The organism is Massilia sp. (assembly GCF_031995545.1).
Classification (GTDB): domain Bacteria; phylum Pseudomonadota; class Gammaproteobacteria; order Burkholderiales; family Burkholderiaceae_D; genus Telluria.
The window spans coordinates 1-25,880 of record NZ_DAMAGA010000031.1; the positions used below are offsets into that span (position 1 = coordinate 1).

Consider the following 25,880-nt stretch of genomic DNA (forward strand, 5'->3'; position numbering starts at 1 on the left):
GGCAATGCTGAGTGAACTCAGGACGTCGCGAAGCAATGGCATCGATTCTCCATCGACCATTCAAGGAAATAAAGCAAGCACGTCGTGCCCGCCAGAGGCGGGCACGACGTGCTTGCAGTGCAGCGGGATGCGGACGAAGGATTACTTCGAAGCGTCCTGCATTTTTTCGCCGGCGCGCTCGACGCTACGGCCGGCAGCTGCGGTCGCGTCGCTGGTTGCTTCCTTTGCGTCGCGGGCGGCTTCTTTCGATTCCTGCTTGATTTCCTGGCCGGCGGCGTCGATACGGTCGCCTGCGCGGTCAGCGGCGGCAGCGGCGCGGTCGCCGGCAGCGTCCATTTTCTCGCCGGCGCGGTCAGCAGCGGCTTCCATCTTGTCACCGGCGCGCTCGGCGGCAGCGTCGGCAGCCTGCACGGCTTCGCGCGATTCGGTCGCGACAGCCGAGCCTGCATCATCCACGGCCTTGCCTGCTTCTTGCGCAGGACCCATGCCATCGTTCTTGTTGCAGCCGGTGACCAGCACTGCCACTGCCAGCATGATGCCCGAGATAGTCGTCGTTTTCATGGTGTACTCCTTTAGTAAATGTTGTCACTTAGCTTACACCTTTTCTGAAAAAAGTGGCTCACAATATGGTTGTGTATCGTGCGCAACAACTTCGGCGGAATAAATTCGGTAGCTCAGCCGTGCGGACCCAGATACCCGAGCAGCCGTTCGGCGTGCGGCGACAGCGTCGCCAGGTCGGCGAAGCAGACCCGCAATTCTCGGATCGCCCACGGCTCGTCCAGCGCCACGATCCGCACCGGCATCTCTTTGGCGAAGCGGGCGGCGGCCGTTTCGGGCAGCATCGCGATCCCGGCCTCGCGCGCCACCAGCTGGGCGATAGCGTCGAAACTCGAGGCGCGTACCCGGATCTTGAGCGGGCGGCCGCTGCCAGAAGCCATCGACTCGATGAAGCGCTGCATGGCGCGCTTGGCCGGCAGGCAGATGAAGGCGTATTCAAGTGCATCGCGCAGGCGGATCGAGGTACGGCCCGCCAGTGCATGTCCGTCGGCCACCACCAGCACCAGCCGGTCGCTGCGAAACGGCAGCGACATCACCGCGTCACCCACCGCGTTGCCGTCCATGATCCCCAGTGCCACCTCGCCGCTGCGTACCGCCTGCAGCACTTCCGGGCTGCCGTGTTCGAGCAGCTGCAGGTCCACTTCGGGATGCTCGGCCAGAAAGCGGCCCACCGCCTCCGGCAAGAAGGTGCTGATCGCCACCGTGGTGCCGGCCAGGCGCACGGTGACGCGGCGCTCGCCGCGCAGGTCGCGCACGGTGTCCTTGAGCTGCTCGACTTCACTGGCCACGCGCGCGGCCCGCTCCAGGATGAAGCGTCCGGCCGGCGTCGGCGTCATGCCGTCGGCCGAGCGCGCGAAGATCTCGATTCCGCACGATTGCTCGAACTTGCGCAGGCGGTTGCTGGCGGCCGACAGTGCGATCGGAAAGCGTTGCGCTGCCTTGCTCAGGCTGCCGGCATCGGCGATCGCCAGCAGCAGGCGCAGGTCGAGGAGTTCGAAGTGCAAGGGTTTCTCCTGGCGAGAAGGGTGATTGAACGATTCGCGTATTCTACCGCCGGATGTTTCGCGGCAGAATAAGGCTTTACACCCACATGACACCGATGAACATTTCGACGACACCTCTGACACGCTGGATGCAGGACGGACGCTTCTACGCGGGGCTGGCCGCCGCCGGCTTCAGCATGAAGGCGGTGTTCGTCAAGCTCGGCTACGCGGCTGCGCCGGTCGAGGCCCTGACCCTGCTGGCGATCCGGATGGGCTGCGCGCTGCCGCTGTTTTTATGGCTGCTGTGGATGGCGCGCGAGCGCGGCGCCGACCGGCTGCCAGCGAAGGACATCGGACGCATCCTGCTGCTCGGCTTCACCGGCTACTACCTGGCCAGCCTGTTCGATTTCTTCGGACTGGAAACCGTCACCGCCGGGCTGGAACGGCTGATCCTGTATCTGTATCCGAGCCTGGTGCTGATCTTCCAGGTCTGCCTCACCGGTGAGCGGCCGACCGCGCGTACGCTGCAGGCGATGGCGATCTGCTACCTGGGCCTGGGCATCGGCTTCGTGCACGACATGCAGCTGGCCGGCTGGAGCCGCGACGTGCTGGTTGGCGCGGCCTGGGTGTTCGCCAGTGCGGTCAGCTACGCGCTGTACTATATCGGCACCGGTGCCGTGGTGCAGCGCATCGGTTCGATGCGCCTGGCCGGCCTGGCGGGCAGTGCTTCCTGCGTGCTGGTACTGGTGCATTTCATGGTGGCCGGTCAGCCGGCGGTACTGCCCACGCTGCCGCCGGCGGTGTGGCTGTATGGCGCGCTGATGGCGTTGATCTCGACCGTGCTGCCGATCTACTGGACGGCGCTGGCGATCGCGCGTCTCGGCGCGGCGCAGACCGCGGCGTTCGGTAATCTGGGGCCGGTATTGACGGTGTTCGCGTCCTGGCTGCTGCTGGGTGAGCCCTTGTCGTTGTGGCAGATGGGAGGGCTGGCGCTGGTGCTGGTCGGGGTAACGCGGCTCAAGCCTGCGCCAGTGAAGCCAGTGCAGGTGGCGGCGCAGACCCGGTCCGCTACTTAAGACCTGTTTTGCGCTGCACTGGTTCTTCGAATTGCTACTTCCTGGCATTTCTTTGTGCTACCCTCGATCCACTTGATCATTGCTGATGAGGTAACGGTTTTCAGCGTTCTCCATCACGCATCGAATGCGTATGCCTCACCCTGAGGAAACCATGAAAATGAAGTGGATTGTCATACCGTGTCTATTGACGCCGGCGGCTATCGCGGCATTCGCTACCAGCGCGCCGCAGCGCGTCTGGCAACACCTCGGGCCGCAACCGGCAGTGGTGCTCGATCATGCGAAGCGGGTGAGTATGATCGGCACGCTGGTGACGAAACTGAACGATCACTATGTCTTCCCCGACAAGGCCAGGGACATCGAGGCGGCCCTGCAGCAGCGCCTGAAGCAGGGCGCTTATGATCGGATCGGAGACGGATACCAGCTGGCGAAACGGCTCACGGCCGACGCGCGCAGCGTGGCCGGCGACCTGCACCTGAGGGTGCGGTTCGCTCCCGGCCTGGCGCTGCCCGAGGAAACAGACGGGCCTGCGCCGGCATCGCTGGCGCAGTGGGAGCGCCAACACAATTTCGTCATGCGCCCGATTCGGCGCCACATGGCGACGCGCGGCAAGATAAGGGTCGGTCAGCTGGGCGCCAATATCGGCTATCTGAAGATAACCGGCTTCCCGGATGCCTTCCTCATGACCGACAAATTCGCTGACGCGATGAACCAGCTTGCCGATACCGATGGCCTCATCATGGACCTGCGCCGCAATGGCGGCGGCGACCCGCAAGCGGTGGTCCTGCTGGTCAGCTATTTCGTCGACCGGCGCACGCGTCTGAACGATATCTGGGACCGCGACACCGGGGAGACGGTCCAGCACTGGACGCACGACCGGCTCGACGGCAAGCGGTATGGCGGCCAGCGGCCGGTGCTGATCCTGGCCGGCCCCGAGACCGGCTCGGCCGGCGAAGATTTCGTGTACACGATGCAGGCGATGAAACGCGCTACGGTCATCGGCGAGCCGACCTGGGGTGGCGCCCATCCCGTCAGTGCGCATCGCATCGGCGAGCATTTTTACGCGGAGATACCCAGCCAGCGCAGCATCAGCCCGATCACCGGCAGCAACTGGGAAGGGACAGGCGTCATCCCGGATATCGCCGCGACGCCGGACAGTGCGCTGGCGGCGGCCGAGAAACTCATGAAGCGCCGGCTTCACGCGAGCACGGCCGCTTTCGCCGGCGCCGCCGATCGGGCGGGCCGGATCTACAGGCCAACGACCTTGACGGCGAAATGAAGCGCGGAGTCTGTCTTATTTTATTTTCCTGACGTAGTGCATTTTGCATACGCCGTCGCCGCGAGAAATCCGCTCAGTGATGACCAGTTCGGCATCATAGGCTTTGGCAATGCCGTGATCGCCGCACATCGCGATATCGCATAAACGCGCGATCTGGCCGTCGCTGCAACCCTCTTTCTGCCAAGCGTTCACCAAGGGACAATAGTTGAATTCCATGTTGAATTCGCGGCTGCCCAATTTTTTGACCTTGATATCAAAAATCATACGGGCTGGGAGTGTGAAAAGCAGAAATCGCAGTCCCAGAAGACTTTTCGAATCCCACGCTCGCTTGACGAGTTCCTTGCCCTCCCTCTCGCCATAACGCGTGATTGCCGCCGGCGCAAAATCTTCCCACGCCAGGCCTTTCTTTTCAGCTTCATCACACAAAAGCCATAACCACGACGCACGCTGCTCGATCGTTGCACGGAAGTTTTCGATGATGAAATTTCGTTTTTTACCTTTATTCGTGATCATGGTGCGCAGATAGGTGAAGCCAGAACGGACGACTGGGATTAAATAAGTGGCCGCATCAAAACCAATAACTCCTCGAGGGGGAATACGTTGGTAATTGCTTTTGCTGCAGGGCAAATCTTACGCCCATTTCCTGTATCTGCCTATCTTCTGAACGGGGCTGGCTATCCTCGCTTGCCGGTGCTGTTGCTTTTGCGCGGCCAGACGACGGCGACGATGCCGCAGACAATTCCCACGAAGGCCGCGCGGCCCCAGTCGGGTGTCTGCGCGGCGCTCAGAAATGCGGTGTACAGCAGCGTACCCACTGCCGTGCCAGACGCCGTACCCAAGAATTTTTTCAGTGACTGCATAGTAGATGTCGATTCGACGGAATACATGGTTTGTAAATTCCTATATGAGTGCGGACCATCTTGCCCTCGATTGTTCATTCGCCTTCCAGCGCAGATTGCTGCAGGGACGTCGGATCGAACAGGCCGGCGCCGTCCCAGCGTGGCGTGGCTGCACGATCGCGTGCGGTCACCGCCCGCGCAGCAATATCCGGACCGAGACCCCGGAGCAGGCGGGGAAACGCGCGGCAGTAGCTGGTCTGGATGCCGGCCAGATGCGCCAGCTGTGCATAGGTGACGACGCTGCCGTCCGGCACGGCACCGAGCACCCGGGCGACGCGTTCGCGCCAGTCTTCCGGCCAGGCGTCGAGCGTGACGTCCAGCGCGCGCACCGGGTCGCCCACTTGCACGTCGCCGCCGTGCAGCACGCGCGCCAGCATCCCGCGCTGCGGCCCAATGCGCGCCGCGAGGCGTTCGGCGTGGCGATCGAGCTGGCCGCACGCTTCGCACACGAACATCACGCGCACCAGTGCCTGCGGGCCGACGCGCAACACCGTACCCGAGGCGAGGCCGGTTACATCGATATCGAGCAGCAGATTCTCGCGCAGTGCGTGCGGTGCCAGCGCGAACCGCGCGTAGGCATCGGCGCCGGCCAGCAGCAACTGGCGCGGCGACAGTGTGTCCGCATAGCGGTCGCCCTCGGCGCCGACCCCTGCGACGAGGCGCATGCGGTCAACAGCGACCGGCGCCGCCGAGCCAACGGGCCTGATCGACAGGGCAACGACCTTGCCCGGCGCATCCATGCCCACCGATGCTCCTTACCGGGCCGACTTCAGCGCGCGTGCCGCTTCAAGATACTTGGCGGCGTTCGGCACATTCGTCCAGGTCGGGGCTGTGCGGTCGTTGGCGATATCGCGCAGGGCAACGGCCACCATCCGGTTCACGCGCGCCATGTTGTCGTAGTCGACCTTGTCCCAGGTGTCGTCCTTGCCGTGGTAGTCGGGGAAGCCGAACGCCACGCACAGGGTGTGGGCCGGCACGCCGGCGTCGGCCAGCGCCTGGTTGTCGCTGCGCGCGAAATAGCGGTCGCTGTTGGTCGGGTGCTTGTAGAAGCGGATCCCGGTACGCTCGCCGGCGCGGCGCAAGGTGGCGCCGACGGTCGAATAATCGTAGCCGGTCATGGTCGCCGAATTGACTTGCGGGCCTTCGCTGTCGTCGGTGCGGCCGACCTGTTCCAAATTCAGGTTGGCCACCGTGTCCTTCAGCGGGAACACCGGATTGCGCGCGTAGTAGCGCGAACCGAGCAGCCCCAGTTCTTCGCCGAACAGCGCCACGAACACGATGCTGCGGCGCGGACGTTCCTTCTGCGCAGCCATCGCCGCCGCGATTTCCAGCACCGACACGGTGCCGCTGCCATCGTCGTTGGCGCCGTTGAAGATCTCGCCGTCGCGGATGCCCAGGTGGTCGTAGTGGGCGCTGAGCATCACATAGGTATTCTTCAGCGCCGGGTCGGAGCCGCGCAGCACGCCGATCACGTTGCGCAGCTTGACCGGCTTGATCTCCGGCGCCGTCACGTTGGCGGCGACGGTGGCGACGGTGCCGGCGCCGGCGGCTTCCAGTGCGCCCGCGGCGTCGGCCGCGTGCAGCAGCACCACCGGCGGCGCGCTCTTGTTCACCGGCTGGGCCGGATCGATCAGCCAGCCGCCCGGGCTGCGGTTGTGGCGGCGCTCGCGGTCGATCATCACGATCAACGCCGGCTTTGACTTCAGCTTGGCCTGCAGCTGCGCCGCCGCGCCCGAGATCGCGGGCGCCGTCACCACCAGCACCTTGCCGTTGGCGGCGCTGGTGTCGGCCAGGGCCGCGTCCCAGGTCATGAACACGGCCGGCGTGGCAGCCAGCGCGATCGGGTCGACGAAGTTGCCGCTGGCGCCGCCCGCCGGCACGGTAAACGTCTTGCCGCCGGCGTTGATGGTCACGGCCACGTCGCCGTCCTTGCGCTGCGCGAACTGCCAGTTGGCGGTCTGGAAGTAGCCGTCGTCGCCGGCCGCTTCGAGTCCCGCGCGGCGGAACTGGGCGGCGATGTATTCGGCGGCCAGGTCGACGCCGCGCGACGGGGTGCCGCGGCCTTCCAGCAGGTCGGACGCGAGGAAGGACAGGTGGCCGCGCAGCGAGTCGGCCGAGATGCTGGCGGTGAGCGCGTCGAGTGGCAGCGCTTTGACCGGCGCTTCGGCCAGGGCGCCGGAACAGACCAGGGCAAGGGTGAGGGCGGAGACGATGTGACGCATGTGCGGAGTTCCACGTGGTAGAAAGAATGGCAATATGACACGCCTACGAAAGAACGGTCAACCTTCGTCGGCCTTTGCGGGCGGTTCGCTCCATCGTTTCGCGACTACGTCGCAGCGGCGCTTGATCGCTCCCCCCAAGCTGGGCAGAATGCTGGCACCAATACTAACCGGTGAACCAGCATGTCCAGCGTTCTGTCGTCGTCCAGCCCCGCACCGCGCTCGCGCCTGCGCCGATTCCTCGGTGGGCTGCCGGTGACCGCCGCCATCAGCGCCGCGCTGGCCGTCATCATCACCGTCCTGATCGGCAAGCCCGAAGTCTTCTTCGAAAATCTGGTGGTCTCGGTGCTGATCGGTACCGCGGCCTTCGTTCCGCTGAATGCGGCCCGGCTGCTGTTCTGGGATCGCAGCGACTGGGGCCTGCGCCAGTGGGTGCCGTTCGTGCTGCTGGCGCTGGCGGTGGCGCCGCTGGCGCACCTCACCGGCATGTACCTGGCCACGCTGATCCTGGGGCTGCCCACGCCGCGCCTGGAGGACTACGGCTCGTTCCAGCGCGCCGGGATGGTGGCGCTGGCTCTGATCGGCATCACCCTGGCCACAATCCTGATGATGAACCGCGAACGCCTGTACCGCACGCGCGAAGAACACGCCGCCGCGCGCTTGCGCGCCGAGGTCGTGGAACGCCAGGCACTGCAGGCGCAGCTGCGCCTGATGCAGGCCCAGATCGAGCCGCACATGCTGTTCAATACCCTGGCCAACCTGCAGGGACTGATCGCGCTCGACCCGGCGCGCGCCGGCGACATGCTGGACCAGCTGATCGTCTACCTGCGCGCCACCCTGAGCGTGTCGCGTTCCGAGAACACCACGCTGGACGCCGAATTCACGGCGATGCAGGCCTACCTCGGCCTGATGGGTGTGCGCATGGGCGCGCGCCTGTCCTGGCGCGTCGAGCTGCCGCCGGAACTGCGCGGCGCGCGCCTGCCGACCATGCTGCTGCAACCGCTGGTCGAGAATGCGATCGTGCACGGCCTCGAACCGAAGGTCGATGGCGGCGAGATCGACATCAGCGCCGGCCGCAATGGCGACGCGCTCGAGATCCGCGTGCGCGATACCGGCCTTGGCCTGGGCCGCACGCCCAGCCGCGGCGGCAGTGGCGTGGGCGTGGCGACCACGCGCGAACGGCTGCTGGCGCTGTACGGCGACGCGGCTTCGCTGACCCTGACGCCAGTGCAGCCGCATGGCACGCTGGCCTGTCTGACCCTTCCCCTGGAGACCGCATGAATCCCCGCGCCCTGATCGCAGAAGACGAACCGATCCTCGCCGCCACGCTGGCCAAGACCCTGGGCCAGCTATGGCCCGAACTGGAGATTGTCGCCAGTGCACCGAATGGCCTGGTGGCGGTGGAGCAGGCGCTGGCGCTGCGGCCCGACATCCTGTTCCTCGACATCCGCATGCCGGGCCAGACCGGCCTGGAAGCGGCCGAGGAACTGACCGAGCGCTGGGACGGGCCGCAGCCGTTCCCGCACATCGTGTTCGTCACCGCTTTCGACGACTATGCGGTGCAGGCCTTCGAGCAGGCTGCCGCCGATTATGTGCTTAAACCCGTCAGCGCCGCGCGCCTGGGCAAGACCGTGGAGCGGCTGCGCGGCCTGATGGAGGCCCGGGACGCGGCCGGCGCAGGCGGTCTTGGGCAGCTGCTCGGCCAGCTCCAGGCCTTGCTGCCGCAGGCACCGGCGGCGACTGCACCGCAGCGCCTGACCACCATCCGCGCAGCAGTCGGCAGCGTGGTGCGCATGATCCCGGTCGAGCAGGTGGTGTATTTCCAGGCGGTCGATAAATACGTCAACGTGGTCACCCAGGATGCCGAGGCGCTGATCCGGGTGCCGCTCAAGGAACTGCTGGCCCAGCTCGACGAGAAGCGCTTCCTGCAGATCAGCCGCGGCACCGTGGTCAACCTCGAGTGCGTGCTGGCGGCCGCGCGCGACGACCTGGGCAAGGTGATGCTGAACCTGCGCGGTCGTCCCGAGAAGCCGCGCGTCAGCCCGGTGTATGCACACCATTTCCGGCAGATGTAGCGGTCGCTTGCGACGCCGGCTGCAGCCGGTCCGCCAGATCCTGCGCCAGGCCGCACATCATCAAGGTCGGGTTCCATGAGCCCGAGGTCGGGAACAGTGCGCCGCCGGTTACGTACACATTGCGCACGCCGTGCGGCCGGTAGTCCAGGCCCACCACCGAGGTGGCCGGATCTGGCCCCATCCACAAGGGCGAGGCTTCATGCACGATGATCGGCAGCCGGATCTGCGACTGCGGCGGGCGCGCCGGTCCCCAGCTGCCGCCGGCATCGGCGGCCGAGGCCGAGCCGGCCGGCGCATCGGTCCAGTATTCGACCGCGGCGCCGCCGGTCATGGCGTCGATGGTCTGGTACGTCGCTTCGTCGAGCACGTACCACAGCGTCATGTCTTCCGGCCCCGGCTGCAGCTGGAGCGAGATATTGGTGGTCGGATCGCTGCCGCCGTTGCGCCAGATGGCGTTGCCGGGATTGTTCTCGTTGACTTCACCCAGCGTGGCGCAAACGAACACTACATGGTCGCCCGAGCCGGCCAGCTGCTGGGGCGACGCCACGGCGGCGGCGTCCGGCGCCTCGCGCGCCACGGTGGCGGCGCCGGCGACCGGATCGGCCACCGCGAAGGCGCTGGCCTGGACATGGTACTGGTAGCCCGCGGCATCCTTGCCGTCGAGGTAGACGGCGCCCAGTTCGAGCGGCGCCAGGTCCTTGAACGCGCTACGCCTGACGCGCGCGGTCACGTGCGACATGAAGTGTCCGGTGTAGCGCCGGCCCGCGTTCGGCAAGCGCTCGCCGAAGGAATTCATCAACAGGGTGGCCGGCGGAATCGTGCCCATCGCCAGGATCACCCTGGCATTGCCGACCGCGACCACGCCGCGGCTGGTGGCGATCGCGGTCACCGTGCCGCGCTCGTCGTGCAGCAGGCGGCTGACCACGCAGTTGTCGGCGATGTGCAGGGCGGCGCCGCTGCCGGCGGCGGCGCGCGCCTGCTGTTGCTGCTGCAGATCGAGCAGGGCGCCGACGGTCGAGTATTTATAGAAGCCGATGCCGTTCCAGCCGCTGTTGCCGACGGCGATCGGCGCCGCATAAGCGTGTTCGGCGCCCGGCACCGCGCTGCGGTAACGCTCGCGCAGGTTGGCGCCGAGTTGCTGCTGCAGGCGGCCGTACACGCCGTCGTCGACCTGGTCCATCGTGGTCACGTGCAGGAAGGCGCGCGCGCGGTCCCAGAAGCCGTCCTGCAAGGTGACGTCGACCAGCTCCTGCGGCCAGTCGCGCAGCAGTCCCGCATCCGGGGCCGGGCACCATGCGCTCCAGTAGGTGGAGCGTCCGCCCAGCACCGGGATATAGCCCGCCTGGAACAGGCGCAGGCCGGAGGTCGCCATCTCGCTGCTGCGGGTCCAGGGATACGTGGTGGGGGCGCTGCCGCTGTTGAACTGGAACGGCAGCGGCAGGTTCTGGTAGTGCACCGGCAGGCAGAAATTGCCGCGTTCGAGCATCAGGATGCTGGCGTGCGGGTCGTTATTCAGGGCCTGGTCGACGAAGGCGACTGCCGTCGGGCCGGTGCCGATGACGATGAAGTCCTGGCCCTGGTTGACCAGCCGGTCCCAGTCGCTGGCCGACAGGGAAAAGGCGCCGCCGGCGATCTGGTCGGGGCGCGATTGCTGCGGTCCGGGAACCGGGTAGCCGAACTGCACGCCGTTCGGTTTGTCGTCGGCGCCGAGCAGGAAATCCTGGTAATTAAAAGTCATGGTCGTTCCTCGCTGTGACTGTGCAGGATGGGATCGATGCCGCGTCTATTTCTGCGCCGTGGCCGGCCGGCCCAGCGGCCTGCCGCGCTTGTCCAGGTCGAGCAGGGGACTGGCGCCCGCATTCTGGGTTTCGCTGAACCAGGCCGGCAGCGACTTGAAGGTCAGGACCATGTCAAAGTCGGCTGCGACGATGCCTTCGCCCGGGTCCATGGCGACATTTCCCTCGCGGTTTTTGAACCACTTCATCCACGTCGCGTCACCCGGAACGGGAGAATCAACATAATCTGTGCAGGCCGGATAGACGTCTTTTTTGAGATGGCATCCGGGCGGCGGCGGCTGATACGCTGGCGGTGGCGGCACCATTGAAGGCAGAAGAAAAGATGGCATGCTGCCGTGCCCGGCTTTGGTATTCCATTGGGCTGAACTATGGCAGCTCATGCACGACGAGTTCTTTGCGTAGGCGACCATGGTCGGCCGCCGTTCGCCGGGACGCTGGTACCAGATCGGGTTGATGGCGCCATCGTTCGGGCCAGAGAGGCGCTCGCCCCAGCCCAGGGTGGCGCGGCCGTAGGCGGGCGCCGCCATGTTGTTCCAGTTCTCCACCAGCCTGGGCTTGAGCACCCCGGGGTCGTCCGCCTGTGGGTCGTTGCCCCACTGGGCGCCGAGCACGACCATTTTCTTCCAGATGTCGTTACCGGGCGCCGCCACCCGGGCGTCATACACCAGGGTGGTAAACACCCAGCCGGTATCGGGCGCGGCCACGCTGTCCTTGACGATGATATCGAACTGCATCAGGTAAGTCTGCGTCAGCGCCGGCGTGGTCGGGGCGGGCGTCTTGCTGACATTGGTGACGATATACGCGGGCCAGGCCTGCGTCCCTCGCATCACCGGCCACGCCGCCGGATCGGCGGTGATGAAAGCGGCCTTGATGATGATCGAGCCCTCGGCAAACTGGGTCGACGCTGCCGTCACCCTCGGCGTCATGGCCGTCTTGCCCCAGATATTGTTCAGGGTGACCGCGGCGGTCTTGTCGTAATAAACCAGCACATACGTGGTGAAGTCCTTCTTGAGGCCGCTATCCTTGAACAGGTCGGTCGTCAGCTTTTCAGTGCCGACATACATGCCGCGCAAGGGTTCGCGAAAGCGCGCCTCCCTGTGGGCCTGGCTGGTCCTGCCCATCCACGGTTCGTTGTACCAGCCGCGCTTGCCGGCATCCCAGTTGGCGTAATCCTGCAGCAGCACGCGCATGTCGTCGGCGATCGCCGCTTTCAGTGCCTCGGCATAGGCGGGCGCATTGGCGGTGGTGATGCGCCCGTTGCCGATCGCCGCGCGCCAGGGCATGGCCGGGGTCGGCGCCGATCGCGGGTAGTTGTGGCTGAGCCTGAAGATCGGGCCACTGTAGTTCTTTGGAGGCGGCCGCTGCGCGTTGTCGAAAGGCTGCGCTGCGCTTGTCGCCTGTTTCGGGAGGAGTAAGGAACACAACGCCATCATTGCAATGGTCAGGATACGCATTGATATCTCCAGATCGTCGATGGGAGGCCGGCATGCGATTGATCGATCATGTCCGGCACCGGGCTTGCCGCCAGATAAAGTGCCGCCAGAACAGTTATCTCTCGACTTAATGATCCCACGGAGTGGTTCGTGCGGGCCATCGGTAAATACGCCGCCGCGCGCAGCTGTTGTAATACGCCACTTGCATACGCGTAGCCAGCCACCCACGATTCCTGCCGGCGGCGCAAGTGGACCGCGTCTGGCGCAGGCCGTGGCGCATTCGGTAGAATGCTGGCTTTTGCACGAACAGGTAACGCCATGGAATTGCGCGCCGGCGCGCTGCGAGCGCTGCTAGAAACCAATCCCGCCACCAAGGCCGCCGCTGTATTCGCGCTGGCGCAGACGTGCCGCGACGGCGGCGCACGGGTCGATATCGACGCCGTGATCGACGAGCCGCCGTCGATTCCCGGCCGTCCGGCGAAGCCCGAACTGGTGCCGCCGCTGCAGGTCGGCCGCCGTTCGATGGGTACGCCGGAAGGGCGCGCCATGCTGGTCCACGCGCTGGCCCATATCGAGTTCAACGCGGTCAACCTGGCGCTCGACGCCCTGTGGCGTTTTCCCGGCATGCCGCAGCAGTACTACCTCGACTGGCTGCGCGTGGCCGACGAGGAGGCGCTGCACTTCACGATGCTGAGCGGGCACCTCGGCACGCTCGGCTACGCCTACGGCGACTTCCCCGGCCATGACAGCCTGTGGGAGATGGTGGCCAAGACCAGCGGCGACGTGCTGGCCCGGATGGCGCTGGTTCCGCGTACGCTGGAAGCGCGCGGGCTCGACGCGATCCCGCCGCTGCGCGCCAAGATCGCCCAGGCCGGCGACCTGGCGGCGGCGTTGATCCTGGACCGACTACTGGTGGATGAAGTCGGCCACGTCGAAATCGGCAACCGCTGGTACCTGCACCTGTGCCTGCAGCGCGGGCTGGAGCCGATCGCCACCTATGACGAGCTGACGGTGCAGTACAAGGCGCCGGTGCTTAAGGGCCCGTTCAACATCGAGGGACGGCGCCAGGCCGGCTTCAGCGAGGCCGAGCTGCAGCGCTACCGCTGATGGATACCGATTCCTTCACGCCGGCGGCGGGCGGCACCGGCTTCCTGCTGACCCGCCACTGGCGCGATACGTTCGCCGGCTGCGAGGTCGAATTCTGGCTCGCTACCGACGACGGTCCGCGCTGCGTGCGGCTGCCGGCGCAAATTCCCGTGGCCTTCATCCCTGAGGAGCAGCGCGGTACGGTCGAGACCTTGCTGCAATCCGAGCGCGGCTGGGAGCTGCGACCTCTGGCGCTGCTCGACTTCCGCCATCGTCCCGTGCTCGGTCTGTATTGCCGCAAGTACCGCCACCTGCTGCGCATCGAAAAGCGCCTGCGCGAGCACGACCTGGACGTGTTCGAGGCCGACGTGCGCCCGACCGAGCGCTATCTGATGGAGCGCTTCATCACGGCACCGGCCGGCTTCACCGGCACAGTGGTCGAAGGTGATCCGCGCCTGCTGCACGACGGTCACCTGAAACCGGCGCCGGGATACCGGCCGAACCTGCGCACGGTGTCGCTCGACATCGAGACCACCTTCCACGGTGAGCTGTATTCGATCGCACTGGAAGGCTGCGGCCAGCGCCAGGTGTACATGCTCGGGCCGCCGAATCGCGACGAGGTGCAGGTTGACTTCGATTTGGAATACTGCGCCACCCGGCGCGATCTGCTGGCGCGCATGGAAGACTGGTTCTTGCGTCACGACCCGGATGCGATCATCGGCTGGAACGTGATCCAGTTCGACCTGCGCGTGCTGCAGAAGCAGGCCGACAAGTTCCAGCACCCGCTGCGGCTGGGCCGCGACGGCAGCGCGATGGAGTGGCGGGAACACGGCGGGCAGGGCGAACACTACTTCGTCTGCATCGCCGGTCGCCTGGTCATCGACGGTATCGAGGCGCTGCGCTCGGCCACCTGGAGCTTTCCCTCGTTCAGCCTCGAGAACGTGTCGCAGACGCTGCTAGGCGAAGGCAAGGCGATCGACAATCCACATGACCGGATGGCCGAGATCGACCGCATGTTCGCCGAGGACAAGCCGGCGCTGGCCTGGTACAACCTGAAGGATTGCGAGCTGGTGACGCGCATCTTCGCCAAGGCCAAGCTGATGGACTTCCTGCTGGAGCGCGCCAGCGTGACCGGCCTGGCGGCCGACCGCAGCGGCGGCTCGGTGGCCGCGTTCGAACACCTGTACCTGCCGCTGCTGCACCGCAAGGGACGGGTGGCGCCGAACATCGGCGACGTCCCCGGCGCCGACAGCCCGGGCGGCTTCGTGATGGATTCGCTCTCCGGCCTGTACGACTCGGTGCTGGTGCTGGACTACAAAAGCCTGTATCCGTCGATCATCCGCACCTTCCTGATCGATCCGCTCGGGCTGGTGGAGGGCTTGCGCGAACCGGAGGAGGCGACCGTGCCGGGCTTTCGCGGCGGGCGCTTCTCGCGCACCAGGCACTGCCTGCCGGGCATCGTCACCGGCGTGTGGGCCGGGCGCGAGGCGGCCAAGCGCGAAGGCAATGCGCCGCTGTCGCAGGCGCTGAAGATCATCATGAACGCGTTTTATGGGGTGCTGGGCACCACCGGCTGCCGCTTCTTCGATCCGCGCCTGGCCTCGTCGATCACGATGCGCGGGCACGAGATCATGCACCGCACGCGCGAACTGATCGAGGCGCGTGGCTACCAGGTGATCTATGGCGACACCGATTCGACCTTCGTCTGGCTCGGAAAGCCGCATGTTGAGGACGAGGCGCGCCGCATCGGACGCGAGCTGGTCGACCACGTCAACGGCTGGTGGCGCGGGCACTTGAAGGACGAGCTGGGCCTGGACAGCGCGCTGGAGCTGGAATACGACGTGCACTTCCGGCGCTTCCTGATGCCGACCGTGCGCGGTTCGGACGAGGGCAGCAAGAAGCGCTATGCGGGCCTGGCGGCGACGGGCGACGGCGGCGAAGAGATGGTCTACAAGGGCCTGGAGACGGTGCGCACCGACTGGACCCCGCTGGCGCAGCAGTTCCAGCAGGGGCTCTACGAGCGGATCTTCAAGGGCGAGCCGTACGAGGACTACGTGCGCGACACGGTGGCGCGCCTGCTGGCCGGCGAATCCGACGACCTGCTGGTGTACCGCAAGCGCCTGCGCCGCCCGCTCGAGGAATACCAGCGCAACGTGCCGCCGCACGTGCGCGCGGCGCGCATGGCGGACGAGCATTTCATCCGCAACGGGCGCACCGCGCTATACCGTAAGGGCGGCTGGATCCGCTACGTGATGACCCTGAACGGTCCGGAACCGATGGAAGCACGCCACGCCGCGCTCGACTACGAACATTATCTGACGCGCCAGCTGGAACCGGTGGCCGATGCGATCCTGCCGTTTTTGGGCGACAGTTTTGCGCGTTATTGCAGCAAGCAACAGGCGCTTTTTTGAATATTGAACGCTGCGTCCAAACTTTTCGATAATTCATCCGTCAAATCAGCCAAAGCGTGCAAGGCTAATAATCGGAGGATTATATGGATCAGCTCAGCAAGGCCGGCAGCACGCGGTGGCGGATATTGGCGCTGGTGGGCCTTGCACTGTTGCTCGCCTCCTGTAAAACCCCGTTTTCAAATCGTTTGAGCCAGATAGATTGGGCCGGTTCCCGGATCGCAGGCACGATCGCGGTATCGCAGCCCAAAATGTACCGCCGCGAATCGCTGATCAACGAGCGGCGGCGCGATGTCGGCTGGATCGAAGGCATGCTCGATCCAGCGGAATTCGCCAAGGTTAAATTCGATCCCGAGATGCAGCGCGAGATCGAGCAGATCACGGCATTCGCCGCTGCGATCGGCTTGAGTTTCGATCCGGCGCGCGGCGCCGAATACCGGCGCGAGTCCGAAACAGACGCCATCCAGCACAAGATCGATGTACTGGAACTGCAGCTGCAGCTCGATCAATTAATCCGCGACGCCGAATTGATGCGCGCGCGCTTCGCCGCTCAGACCGAGCCCTCGGACCGCAAACCGGGCGATGGCGCGAAAGCGCCCGACGGCGCCAAGCCACAGGAGGCCGGCGCCGCGGACGCGGCACTCCCGCCGCAGCTGAATTTGGCAATCGACCAGCTCAAGGCCGCGATCGTCAAGTTCACCGATGGCTTGGCGACCCGGCTCGACGCCAGCGCCAGCGACGTCAAAAGGGCGACGTCGGCAGTCAATCCGAATGACCAGTTTCGCGACAAGCTGGCATATCGCGACCTGTTGAAGTCCGCCTTGAATACCGCCAGTCTGGACGATTTGCACGACTTTGGCGGCAGCGCGCTGATCCGCCTGAATTTCCAGGCTGTCGTGCTGCCGGAACGGGATCGGTCGCGGCGTCCCGGCGTAGTACAGATGACGATCAAGCCGCCACCGCCAGATGCGCCGGACTGGGATATTCTCTACCGGCGCTGGCTGGATCACATCAACCAGAGACTGAATCGGGCTACTGGCGACGGCTGGGGCCAGGATCCGGAACTGGTCGCCTTGAGCGATTCGGATTTGTTCACCCTGATCGATTATTATTTTCCCCGCCCGAATCCGCAACCCGGCCCCGCGCTGAAGAACAGACCGACCGCAGGCGATAGCAATGCAAGACCGGACGCGATTGCAAATTCAGCCTGCGACGGTTATGCCGTCCGTACCGCGCAGCGCGAGCAGGCATGCGCCAAGCTGGTATTTGCCGTACCCAGGTTCGTCGGCGGCACCACCCAGGAGGGTGCGTACAGCTCGCTGGACAACTACCTCAGGAGTTTCCAGCCTTATGCCAGCGCGCAGGCGCAATACGATGCGACCGTCGGCATCCATGCCAAGATCCCGGGGGCTGCGCCGCGTCTGGTAAAAGACTGCCATCTGCCGGTACTGCCACCGAAGACGCCTGCGGCGCCCAGCGAACCTGACGACGCCGATGACGTCCTGCATGCGATCCGGCGCGCCCAGCAGCGCGTGGTGGCGGCCGACGAGATCGCGCGGGTAGAGCGGGCGGCACAGCATATCCTCGGCCAGGCCGGGGTAGCGGCGGGCTACGGCACCGGCCAGGCGCGCCTGATCGCCGCCCAGGCATCGGAAGCCCGGTTCCTGCTGCGCACGTTCGAGGACACTGCCTATCGCGCCTGCTCGCGCCAGCAGCGCATCGCATTTCGCAACCACTTGCCCAGACTTTACCGGCCGCGCCCGTTCGAGGAGATCGTCAGCGAGCAGTCGCGGATCGCCGTGTACGAGATCGGGCCGCGTGAGCTGGTGCAGCAGATCTCGAGCGTATCCCGCGTCGCCAACAATCTCTCGCTTGCGCTGTCGCTCGCCGCCGCCGCGCCCCGCACCGGGGCCAGCGCTTCGGCGGCTGCCAATTACTCGCGCCAGGCGATCGGCAAGTCGGCCACCTTCGAGCGCATACCGTCGCTGATAGGCTATGCAGCCCAGGACAACCGGTTCGGGTGGGTCATCATGCCCAGGGCGGTGTTCGATCCCAAAGGCGATATCTTGCTCGAGCAGGAGCCGCGCACAATGGACCTGGCGGTCGACCTGTCGATTCCGGCCTGGTGGCCTTACTTCGACCTGGTCACCGCGACCGGATGGGGGCCGGATGCGGCAGCGATCGACGGCGGCGCGCCGCGCCTCGACCCGGGCGGGTCGATGCGGGTGCCGATGAAGGCCAACTATGCGGACTTCGAGCAGATGACGGTCAGGATGCAGCGCGGCGCCCAGCTTCAGATCCAGATCGACGATCCGACGCTCAAGGGCCAGCATGTCTCGGCGTGCCGGGTCACCACGCTGTACGTGCGCGGCGCGCACTTGTGGCGGGCGTCGGCTGCGGTGATCGGCGGCCACCGTCTGGCCAACAATCAACTCGACGTCGCGCCCGATATGTCGGGCATTCTGCTGACCGTGCCGGCGCTGGCCGGCTTGACGCCGGTGGATGGCGTGCTGCCGCTGTCGATCTATACCCGCGACGGCGAAGCGACAGGGTCGGTCGCCTACGTCGCGGAGCCGCAGCCAGGCATTTGTCCGGCACTAGCGAAGGTTGCCGCAAGCGATGCGCCGAAAGCGCCGCCGGCCAAGGTGCCGGATGATGGCGAGCAGGGCAAGCCCGCGGCTGCGGCTGTTCCATGAAGATACATGCGCCGCTCGCAGGCCAGGGATACGCCGGCTGTTCAATTCATATCCGTAGGAGGTGCCATGCTGGAAGAACGCGGAACCGCGATCATCGAGAACGAGGCTGGATGGATCGTGCCGACGGGCAGTCATGAGGAAGTGAAATTCTGGCCAAAGAATTTTGCGGTCGTTAATGGACAGCAAGTGCGGTTCTGGCGCTTTCCGAACCGGAGAGACTGGGCCCAATACGTGCTTGCGCTGCACGACGATTTCAATCCGCGCGCACTGGTTGCGATGGCCAGCGGGGGCGCCGGATTGACAACCCGGGCGACGCATTATCTGGAGCGTCGCGCGGCAGACATGCTGGTGAGCGCGCAGCGCGCTGCCACCGAACAGGAAACGCTGCGACAGCTGGCGGACCTGACCGGGACGGCGAAGCGCATCGGCGAATTGCGTGTGTCCGGCGCAAAACCGCTCGGGGTGAGGACTGTGCGTAACGTCCTGGCGCGCCAGACCGGGTTCAAGACACGGAAGTCGCAGGGTTAGACCGGCGGCGCATCGCCTTCGGAACCGTGTGTCCCGATCGCCCACGCCTGGCGCACGCAACGCCGCGGCGCCGCGATACTGCGGTGCATGATGTAGCGGCTGCCCGGCATCGCAAGCGCGCCGGCGAACAGCAGGTCGCGCCAGAGTCCGCTGCCGTCGCGCTGGAAGCAGGGCGTCAGAGCCCGGCTCATGGCCTGGTAGGCGCGTACCGTGCGCAGGCGGCCGTGCGAGTACGCCTGCAAGCCCGCCAGCGGACCGGCGGCATCGACGTGGCGCGCCAGCGCCAATGCGTCCTGCACCGCCAGCGTGGTGCCGAGTCCCAGCTGCGGGCTCATGGCGTGGGCGGCATCGCCCACGATGCACACCGGGCCCGATGCCAGCCGGCTTGGACGGGCATGGTGGTAGCTGGCGAACGCGATCTGCTCGTGCGAGACGATGCGCTCGACCACCGGACGCGACTCCGGCCACAGCGCCAGCAGTTCGTCTTTCCAGGCACCCAGCGGCGCCGCGCGCCAGGCGGCGTAGCGGTCGCGCCGCAGGCTCCAGAACAGCGACACGCGCAGCGCGTCGCCCACGCGCTCGGTGGGCATGATGCCGAACATGCGCCCGGTGCCGCCGTAGCGCTGCGCCAACAAGTGCGGCTCGGGCCAGTCGTCCAGATCGATCAGCGCCCACAGCGCGCCCCACTCGTACATGGTCGAGCGCACCGCCAGGCCGCTGTCCGCCGGCAGCTGCGATGAGGCGCCGTTGGCCACCACTGCGACGTCGAAGGCATGGCGCGTTTTGCCCACAGAGATGATGCCGCTGTTGCCGTCAGCCTCGACGGCGCGCACGTCGCAACCGAAATGCAGGCGTACGCCCAGGCGCCGGCACTCGCGTTCCAGCACCGATCCCAGCGCCGAGCGGCTGACGGCGCGCGCCTGCAGGTCGCGGTAGGGGATGTCGACCAGGGTCCAGCCACGTTCGCATAGTCCTGTCAGGCGCGCGATCGGCACGCTGATCGCCTCGAACGCCGGCCCGACGCCCAGTTCGTCGAGCGCGGCCACGCCCTGTGGCTGGATCAGTACCCCGGCGCCGAGCGTCGCCAGCGATGGATGTTTTTCGAAGACCTCGACCGCGTGCCCGTCGCGCGCGAAGGCGATCGCGCTGGCCAGGCCGGCGGTGCCGGCGCCGACGATGCCGATGTGGTGCTGCGCCATCTGCTTCCCCTGTCTGATTCGATTCGAATTATCGACCAAGTATAACGCGTCCCCATCGACAGCCCGGCAGCTTGTCGGCTTGTCACGCCCGCGACATATCGCGTGGCTACACTTCCGGCCATCAGCTCAACAGGAGACGAAACATGGATCGACGTGGCTTTTTACGCAGCAGCGCATATTTCACCGTGGCCGGCGCCGGCACGCTGCTGTCGGCGTGCGGCAGCGGAGACGACAATCCGCCGCAGGGCACCTACACCTTCCCGCTGGGCGTGGCCAGCGGCGACCCGAAGGAAGCCAGCATCGTGTTCTGGACCCGCTGCGCGCCGAAGAGCGGCACTGCTGACGTCGACCTGCGCCTCGAAGTCGCGCTTGATGCCAATTTCAATTCGCCGGCCGGCATCATCGACCTGTCCGCGCGCTCGCAGTACGATCACACCGTGCGCGCCAAGCTGACCGGTCTCACCCCGGCCACGCGCTACTACTACCGCTTCCGCGCCGGCGGTGACCTGAGCCCCGTTGGCCAGGCCCGCACCGCGCCGGCCGCCGCCAGCACGCCGAGCCAGATGCGCTTTGCGTGGATGACCTGCCAGGACTGGAGCATCAACCACTGGGCCGCCATGAGCCTGATGGCTAACGAAGAACTCGACTTCATCGTGCACCTGGGCGACTACGTGTACGAGACCGTCGGCGCCGCGTTCCAGGCCGGCCGCGCCGAACCGGGCCACACCCGCATCGAGTTGCCGGACGGCGTTGCCATTGAAGGCGGCGCACGCTACGCCAACAGCCTGAACGACTACCGCACCCTGTACAAGACCTACCGCAGCGACCCGCGCCTGCAGGCGCTGCACGCCAAGTGCCCGATGGTGGTGATCTGGGACGACCACGAATTCTCGGACGACTGCTGGCAAGACCACCAGACCTACGACAACGCCAACCGCCAGCAGACCTCGCGCCGCCGCAACGCGACCCAGGCCTGGGCCGAATACATGCCGGTCGACTGGGGCGACGTCTCGTTCGACCTGAACAAGGCCGGCTACGACAACATCCGCATCTACCGCGACTTCCGCTTCGGCACCCTGATGCACCTGGTGATGACCGACCAGCGCCTGTACCGCGACGACCACGTGGTGAGCGAAGCCGATTACGCACGCATGCTGCAGGGCGACCCGGAAAACGGGGACGATTCGATCGGCTCGCGCTACTTCGTGCCGCAGCCGCTGCTGGCCCAGTTCGAGGCGCGCGCCAAGGGCACGCTCGGGCGCAACCCGGGCCTGCTCGGCACCACCCAGACCGACTGGTGGAAGAACACCATGAAAGCCTCCACCGCCACCTGGAAGGTGTGGGGCAACGAAGTGACGCTCAACCGCATGTGGCTCGACATGCGCACGCTGGCGCCGGCGCCATACAACAACCTGTACGTCGTCAACGCCGATGGCTGGGATGGTTTCCCGTCCTACCGCGCCGAAATGCTGGGCCACCTGGCCGCCAACAACGTGAAGAACGTGGTCGCGATCACGGGCGACCTGCACGCCTTCCAGTGCGGCGTCATTTACGACAACAACGACCCGGCCACCGGCAAGGCAGTGGCGGTGGACTTTGTCAGCGCCGGCATCAGCAGCTCGTCGTTCTACCAGTACCTGCGCGCCGGCGCCGGCGCCACGCCGCTGGCGCCGCTGGTGGCCACGCCGCAGGGCTTTGACCAGGTGCTGCGCATGAACAATCCGGGCTTCGCCTACGCCGACCACGATGCGCAGGGCTACGCAGTGGCCACGGTCACGCCGGCGTCGTTCAGCGTGGTGTTCAACAAGGTCAAGGCGCTCGACGCGAGTGGCGCGGCGCCAAGCGCACCGTTGGCCAAGCGCACCCGCATCACGCTGGCGGCCGGATCGACCGTGCCGCGGGTCGAAGACAACGTCGCCTGAGGGCGCGGCGCATTGGCGAAGCAACGACGCCGATGCAGCCGGCATGAAATGGACCGTGCACGGCGCGCGCGCTCGGCAGCGGGCGCCGCGCTTCCTATAATGATGGCTTCCCGTCCTGTCCATGCACTGGAGGTCCTTTGTCATTCCTGATCGTGCTCGCCGCGCTGGCCTTGCTGATGTTCGCCGCCTACCGCGGCTACAGCGTCATCCTGTTCGCGCCGGTTGCCGCCCTCGGCGCGGTGCTGTTCACCGATCCGGCCCAGGTGGCCCCGGTCTTTTCCGGCATCTTCATGGAAAAGATGGTGGGCTTCGTCAAGCTCTACTTCCCGGTGTTCATGCTCGGCGCCGTGTTCGGCAAGGTGATCGAGCTGTCGGGCTATTCGGAAGCGATCGTCGCCACCGCCATTCGCTACATCGGCCGCTCGCGCGCCAACGCCGTGATCGTGGCGGTGTGCGCGCTGCTGACCTATGGCGGGGTGTCGCTGTTCGTGGTGGTGTTTGCCGTGTATCCGTTCGCGGCCGAGCTGTATCGCCAGAGCGATATCCCCAAGCGCCTGCTGCCGGGCGCGATCGCGCTGGGCGCGTTCTCGTTCACGATGGACGCCTTGCCCGGCACGCCGCAGATCCAGAACATCATCCCGACCACCTTCTTCCAGACCACCTCGTGGGCCGCGCCGGTGCTGGGCGTGACCGGCGCGCTGTTCATCATCGCGGTCGGCCTGTCTTACCTGGAGTGGCGGCGGCGCTCGGCGCTGGCCAAAGGGGAGGGCTACGGCAGCAATCTGCGCAACGAGCCGGAACGGGTCGAGTCGGGCGACCTGCCGCATCCGCTGCTGGCGATCCTGCCGCTGCTGGTGGTCGGTATCGCCAACTTCGCCTTGACGCGCGCGATTCCGCAGTGGTACGGCGACAGCTACACGGTGCCGCCCGAGATCCTGCCCGGCATCGCCACGCCCGTCACCACCACCGTCAAAACCGTGACCGCGATCTGGGCGGTCGAGGCGGCGCTGCTGCTGGGGATTCTGTTCGTGGTCTTGAGCGCTTTCAAGCGCGTGGCGCAGCGTTTCGCCGAGGGCAGCAAGGCGGCGGTGGGCGGGGCGCTGCTGGCGGCCATGAATACCGCGTCCGAATACGGCTTCGGCGGCGTGATCGCGGCGCTGCCCGGCTTCATCGTGGTCAGCAACGCGTTGAAGAGCATCCCCGATCCGCTGGTCAACGCGGCGGTGTCGGTCAGTTCGCTGGCCGGCATCACCGGCTCGGCCTCGGGCGGCATGAGCATCGCGCTGGCGGCGATGTCGGACCTGTTCATCCAGGGCGCGCAGGCGGCGCAGATCCCGCTCGACGTGCTGCACCGGGTGGTGGCGATGGCCAGCGGCGGCATGGACACACTGCCACACAACGGCGCCGTGATCACGCTGCTGGCGGTCACCGGGCTGACCCACCGCGAGTCGTACCGCGACATCTTCGCCGTCACCCTGATCAAGACGGCGGCGGTGTTCGTGGTGATCGCCGTGTATTACGCATTCGGTGTAGTCTAATGACGCCGTGACAAGATAAACCGTCGGACCGGCTTGACTTCATGACAGGCCGCCTGACCAGCTGTGACAATCCGTGGTTTTTTTGCACGGATGAAGGAGAATTTGTCGCCGCTTGCGCTGCGCGATAACCAAGTATCGGGCTTCGCGTCTACAATGGTTTCCCGACAGCATTATTTCCGCGGTATCAATATTCAGGACAGAACATGAAATCGGTTCAACAAGACGTCGACGAGCGCAGCAATCTGACCGGCACCAACAAATTCGAGCTGCTGCTGTTCCGCCTGGGCGGCGACGAGCAGGGCAACCATAGCGAGCTGTTCGGCATCAACGTGTTCAAGATCCGTGAGATCGTGGCCATGCCCGAGATCACGACCGTGGCCGGCGCGCCCAAGCACGTGCTGGGCGTGGTCAACCTGCGCGGCCAGATCATCCAGGTGCTGGACCTGCCGGGCATCGCCGGCGTCAAGCCCAAGACCGGCCTGAACATCATGCTGGTGACCGAATTCGCGCGCACCACCCAGGCCTTCGCGGTCGAGAGCGTGGAAGAGATCGTGCGCCTGGACTGGAACCAGGTGATGTCGGCCGAGAACAGCGCCGGCAGCGGCATGGTCACCTCGATCGCGCGCCTGCCCGAGCAGGACGGCGTGCCGGGCCGCCTGGCCCAGGTGCTGGACGTGGAAACCATCCTGCGCACGCTGAACCCGGAGCAGGAACGCGAAAACTTCGACCAGGCGGTAGGCTCGAAGATCGCGATCAAGCCGGGCACCGTGGTGCTGGCCGCCGACGACTCGGTGGTGGCGCGCGCCCTGATCGAACAGGGCCTGGAAGCGATGGGCCTGCCGTTCATCATGACCAAGAGCGGCAAGGAGTGCTGGGACCAGCTCAACACCATCGCCAGCGCCGCCGAAGCCGAAGGCCGCACCGTGTACGACCGCGTGGCGATGGTGCTGACCGACCTCGAGATGCCGGAGATGGACGGCTTCACGCTGACCCGCACCATCAAGTCGAACAACCGCTTCAGCAACCTGCCGGTGGTGATCCACTCGTCGCTGTCGGGCACCACCAACGAGGAACACGTCAAGAACGTGCGCGCCGATGCCTACGTCGCCAAGTTCTCGGCCGAAGACCTGTCGCGCACCCTGCGCAAGGTCCTGAACGGCTGATCGCTGCCGTTCCCAGGGGAGGGAAGCACCGCACGGGTAGCAAAATGCTATGATGCGCGCGTGATTCCCGACCTGTCCCAACTCCGCATCCTCGACAGCCTGCTGCGCGAGGGCAGCCTGACCCGCACCGCCGAACTGCTCGGCATGACCCAGCCCACCGTCAGCCGCTCGCTGGCGCGGCTGCGGCGCCATTTCGGCGACCCGCTGCTGGTGCGCGCCGGCCAGCGCATGCAGCCGACCGCACGCGCGCTCGAACTCGCCGGCCCGATTGCCGCCGTGCTCGATGCCGCGCGCCTGCTCGAAGGCGGTCCGGCCGCTTTCAACCCCTCGAGCGCCAGCCGCTCGTTCGGCCTGTACATGGTCGACGGCGCCGTGGTCAACATCCTGCCGCGCCTGCTCGACGGGCTGGCGCAGGCCGAGGGCGGGGCGCCCGGCGTGCAGTTGCGCAGCGTGCATATCGATCCCGGCACCATCGAGCAGCAGATGGAGCGCGGCCACATCGACCTGGCCATCGGCCGCTTCCCGCACCTGGTCAACAATATCCGCCAGCGCAAGCTGTGGCAGGACGAATATGCCTGCGTGATGCGGCCCGGCCACGCCTGCGCCGGACGGCTCGATCGCGACGCCTACCTCACCCACCGCCACGTGCTGATCGAGATGGAGCACACCAGCCACCATAACGCCGCGGTCACGCGCAAGCTGGAAAGTCTGCTCGAGCCGTCGCGCATCCTGTGCCACGTGCCGAGTTTTACTTCGGCCGCGCACATCGCGCTTCACACCGACGCCATCGCCACCATCCCGCGCCGCCTGGCGCGGCCGCTGGCGCGCGACCTGGGACTGGTGCTGGCCGATTTGCCGATCGAGCTTCCGCCGCTGCAGCTGGCGCTGTACTGGCACGAGCGCAGCCACCGCGATCCGGCCAATGTCTGGCTGCGCGAATTCGTGCGCTCGACGCTGCAGGAGGACGAAGCCGCGCCGCCGCCGCTACCTCATTATGCAGAATCTGCATGATCTCCATGCCTCGG

At 66.1% G+C, this 25,880-nt stretch carries 21 protein-coding genes; 12 read left to right on the forward strand and 9 right to left on the reverse strand.

Annotated features, from left to right (window positions below):
• Window positions 1-141 precede the first annotated feature (141 nt).
• Together RTQ83_RS18345 and RTQ83_RS18350 are read right to left on the reverse strand one after the other, a co-directional pair.
• The gene (locus RTQ83_RS18345) at window positions 142-561 is read right to left on the reverse strand and encodes a hypothetical protein (protein WP_312517570.1); all 420 of its coding nucleotides are present in this window, start codon (window positions 559-561) and stop codon (window positions 142-144) included.
• Between the two features lie 113 nt (window positions 562-674).
• Window positions 675-1,562 (reverse strand): LysR substrate-binding domain-containing protein, encoded by an 888-nt coding sequence (locus RTQ83_RS18350; RefSeq protein ID WP_312517572.1) that lies wholly within the window; start codon window positions 1,560-1,562, stop codon window positions 675-677.
• A gap of 95 nt (window positions 1,563-1,657) precedes the next feature.
• Between RTQ83_RS18350 and RTQ83_RS18355 the strand changes: the two genes are divergently transcribed.
• Window positions 1,658-2,617: a DMT family transporter gene (locus tag RTQ83_RS18355; protein WP_312517575.1), complete on the forward strand. Its 960-nt coding sequence runs from the start codon at window positions 1,658-1,660 to the stop codon at window positions 2,615-2,617.
• 151 nt (window positions 2,618-2,768) lie between these two features.
• Window positions 2,769-3,893, forward strand: a complete 1,125-nt coding sequence (locus RTQ83_RS18360) for a S41 family peptidase (protein ID WP_312517578.1) — start codon at window positions 2,769-2,771, stop codon at window positions 3,891-3,893.
• 15 nt (window positions 3,894-3,908) lie between these two features.
• Here the strand turns inward: RTQ83_RS18360 and RTQ83_RS18365 are convergent, their stop codons facing one another.
• The 4 genes from RTQ83_RS18365 to RTQ83_RS18380 form a co-directional block, all read right to left on the reverse strand.
• The gene (locus RTQ83_RS18365) at window positions 3,909-4,520 is read right to left on the reverse strand and encodes an L-2-amino-thiazoline-4-carboxylic acid hydrolase (protein WP_312517580.1); all 612 of its coding nucleotides are present in this window, start codon (window positions 4,518-4,520) and stop codon (window positions 3,909-3,911) included.
• 47 nt (window positions 4,521-4,567) lie between these two features.
• Window positions 4,568-4,780 (reverse strand): hypothetical protein, encoded by a 213-nt coding sequence (locus RTQ83_RS18370; RefSeq protein ID WP_312517582.1) that lies wholly within the window; start codon window positions 4,778-4,780, stop codon window positions 4,568-4,570.
• A gap of 47 nt (window positions 4,781-4,827) precedes the next feature.
• A complete protein-coding gene (locus RTQ83_RS18375; protein WP_312517585.1) occupies window positions 4,828-5,457 on the reverse strand; it encodes an MOSC domain-containing protein in 630 nt (209 codons plus the stop codon).
• A gap of 90 nt (window positions 5,458-5,547) precedes the next feature.
• Window positions 5,548-7,014 (reverse strand): M28 family peptidase, encoded by a 1,467-nt coding sequence (locus RTQ83_RS18380; protein ID WP_312517588.1) that lies wholly within the window; start codon window positions 7,012-7,014, stop codon window positions 5,548-5,550.
• A 180-nt stretch (window positions 7,015-7,194) separates the two neighbouring features.
• Here RTQ83_RS18380 and RTQ83_RS18385 point away from each other — a divergent pair, with 180 nt between their 5' ends.
• Together RTQ83_RS18385 and RTQ83_RS18390 are read left to right on the forward strand one after the other, a co-directional pair.
• Window positions 7,195-8,292, forward strand: coding sequence for a histidine kinase (locus tag RTQ83_RS18385; RefSeq protein ID WP_312517590.1), 1,098 nt, complete (start codon window positions 7,195-7,197; stop codon window positions 8,290-8,292).
• Window positions 8,289-9,086 carry a LytTR family DNA-binding domain-containing protein gene (locus RTQ83_RS18390; RefSeq protein ID WP_312517593.1) on the forward strand — a complete coding sequence of 266 codons (798 nt, stop codon included), beginning with the start codon at window positions 8,289-8,291 and terminating at the stop codon, window positions 9,084-9,086. The genes RTQ83_RS18385 and RTQ83_RS18390 overlap by 4 nt, the downstream gene beginning before the upstream one ends.
• Here the strand turns inward: RTQ83_RS18390 and RTQ83_RS18395 are convergent.
• Both RTQ83_RS18395 and RTQ83_RS18400 read right to left on the reverse strand, forming a co-directional pair.
• On the reverse strand, window positions 9,049-10,824 hold the full coding sequence (locus RTQ83_RS18395; protein ID WP_312517595.1) for a GMC oxidoreductase: 1,776 nt from the start codon (window positions 10,822-10,824) through the stop codon (window positions 9,049-9,051). The two genes, RTQ83_RS18390 and RTQ83_RS18395, sit on opposite strands and share 38 nt — an antisense overlap.
• 45 nt (window positions 10,825-10,869) lie before the next feature.
• Window positions 10,870-12,336 (reverse strand): hypothetical protein, encoded by a 1,467-nt coding sequence (locus tag RTQ83_RS18400; protein ID WP_312517598.1) that lies wholly within the window; start codon window positions 12,334-12,336, stop codon window positions 10,870-10,872.
• Window positions 12,337-12,633: 297 nt separating this feature from the next.
• On the opposite strand from RTQ83_RS18400, the gene RTQ83_RS18405 reads away from it, so the two are divergent.
• From RTQ83_RS18405 to RTQ83_RS18420, 4 genes are all read left to right on the forward strand, one after another.
• Complete coding sequence (locus RTQ83_RS18405; protein ID WP_312517601.1) at window positions 12,634-13,422, forward strand: ferritin-like domain-containing protein; 789 nt, start codon at window positions 12,634-12,636, stop codon at window positions 13,420-13,422.
• Window positions 13,422-15,812, forward strand: a complete 2,391-nt coding sequence (locus RTQ83_RS18410) for a DNA polymerase II (protein WP_312517603.1) — start codon at window positions 13,422-13,424, stop codon at window positions 15,810-15,812. The genes RTQ83_RS18405 and RTQ83_RS18410 overlap by 1 nt, the downstream gene beginning before the upstream one ends.
• An 83-nt stretch (window positions 15,813-15,895) precedes the next feature.
• On the forward strand, window positions 15,896-18,505 hold the full coding sequence (locus tag RTQ83_RS18415; protein ID WP_312517606.1) for a hypothetical protein: 2,610 nt from the start codon (window positions 15,896-15,898) through the stop codon (window positions 18,503-18,505).
• A gap of 66 nt (window positions 18,506-18,571) precedes the next feature.
• Entirely contained in the window at window positions 18,572-19,033 is a 462-nt protein-coding gene (locus tag RTQ83_RS18420) for a hypothetical protein (protein WP_312517608.1), read from the forward strand.
• On the opposite strand, the gene RTQ83_RS18425 is transcribed toward RTQ83_RS18420, so the two are convergent.
• Window positions 19,030-20,232, reverse strand: a complete 1,203-nt coding sequence (locus RTQ83_RS18425) for an NAD(P)/FAD-dependent oxidoreductase (protein WP_312517610.1) — start codon at window positions 20,230-20,232, stop codon at window positions 19,030-19,032. The genes RTQ83_RS18420 and RTQ83_RS18425 overlap by 4 nt on opposite strands.
• 143 nt (window positions 20,233-20,375) lie before the next feature.
• On the opposite strand from RTQ83_RS18425, the gene RTQ83_RS18430 reads away from it, so the two are divergent.
• From RTQ83_RS18430 to RTQ83_RS18445, 4 genes are all read left to right on the forward strand, one after another.
• Window positions 20,376-22,154, forward strand: a complete 1,779-nt coding sequence (locus tag RTQ83_RS18430) for an alkaline phosphatase D family protein (protein WP_312517612.1) — start codon at window positions 20,376-20,378, stop codon at window positions 22,152-22,154.
• Window positions 22,155-22,291: 137 nt separating this feature from the next.
• Entirely contained in the window at window positions 22,292-23,692 is a 1,401-nt protein-coding gene (locus tag RTQ83_RS18435) for a GntP family permease (protein WP_312517614.1), read from the forward strand.
• A gap of 203 nt (window positions 23,693-23,895) precedes the next feature.
• Window positions 23,896-24,855, forward strand: a complete 960-nt coding sequence (locus tag RTQ83_RS18440; RefSeq protein WP_312517619.1) for a chemotaxis protein — start codon at window positions 23,896-23,898, stop codon at window positions 24,853-24,855.
• Between the two features lie 60 nt (window positions 24,856-24,915).
• Entirely contained in the window at window positions 24,916-25,866 is a 951-nt protein-coding gene (locus RTQ83_RS18445; protein WP_312517621.1) for a LysR family transcriptional regulator, read from the forward strand.
• Window positions 25,867-25,880 lie beyond the last annotated feature (14 nt).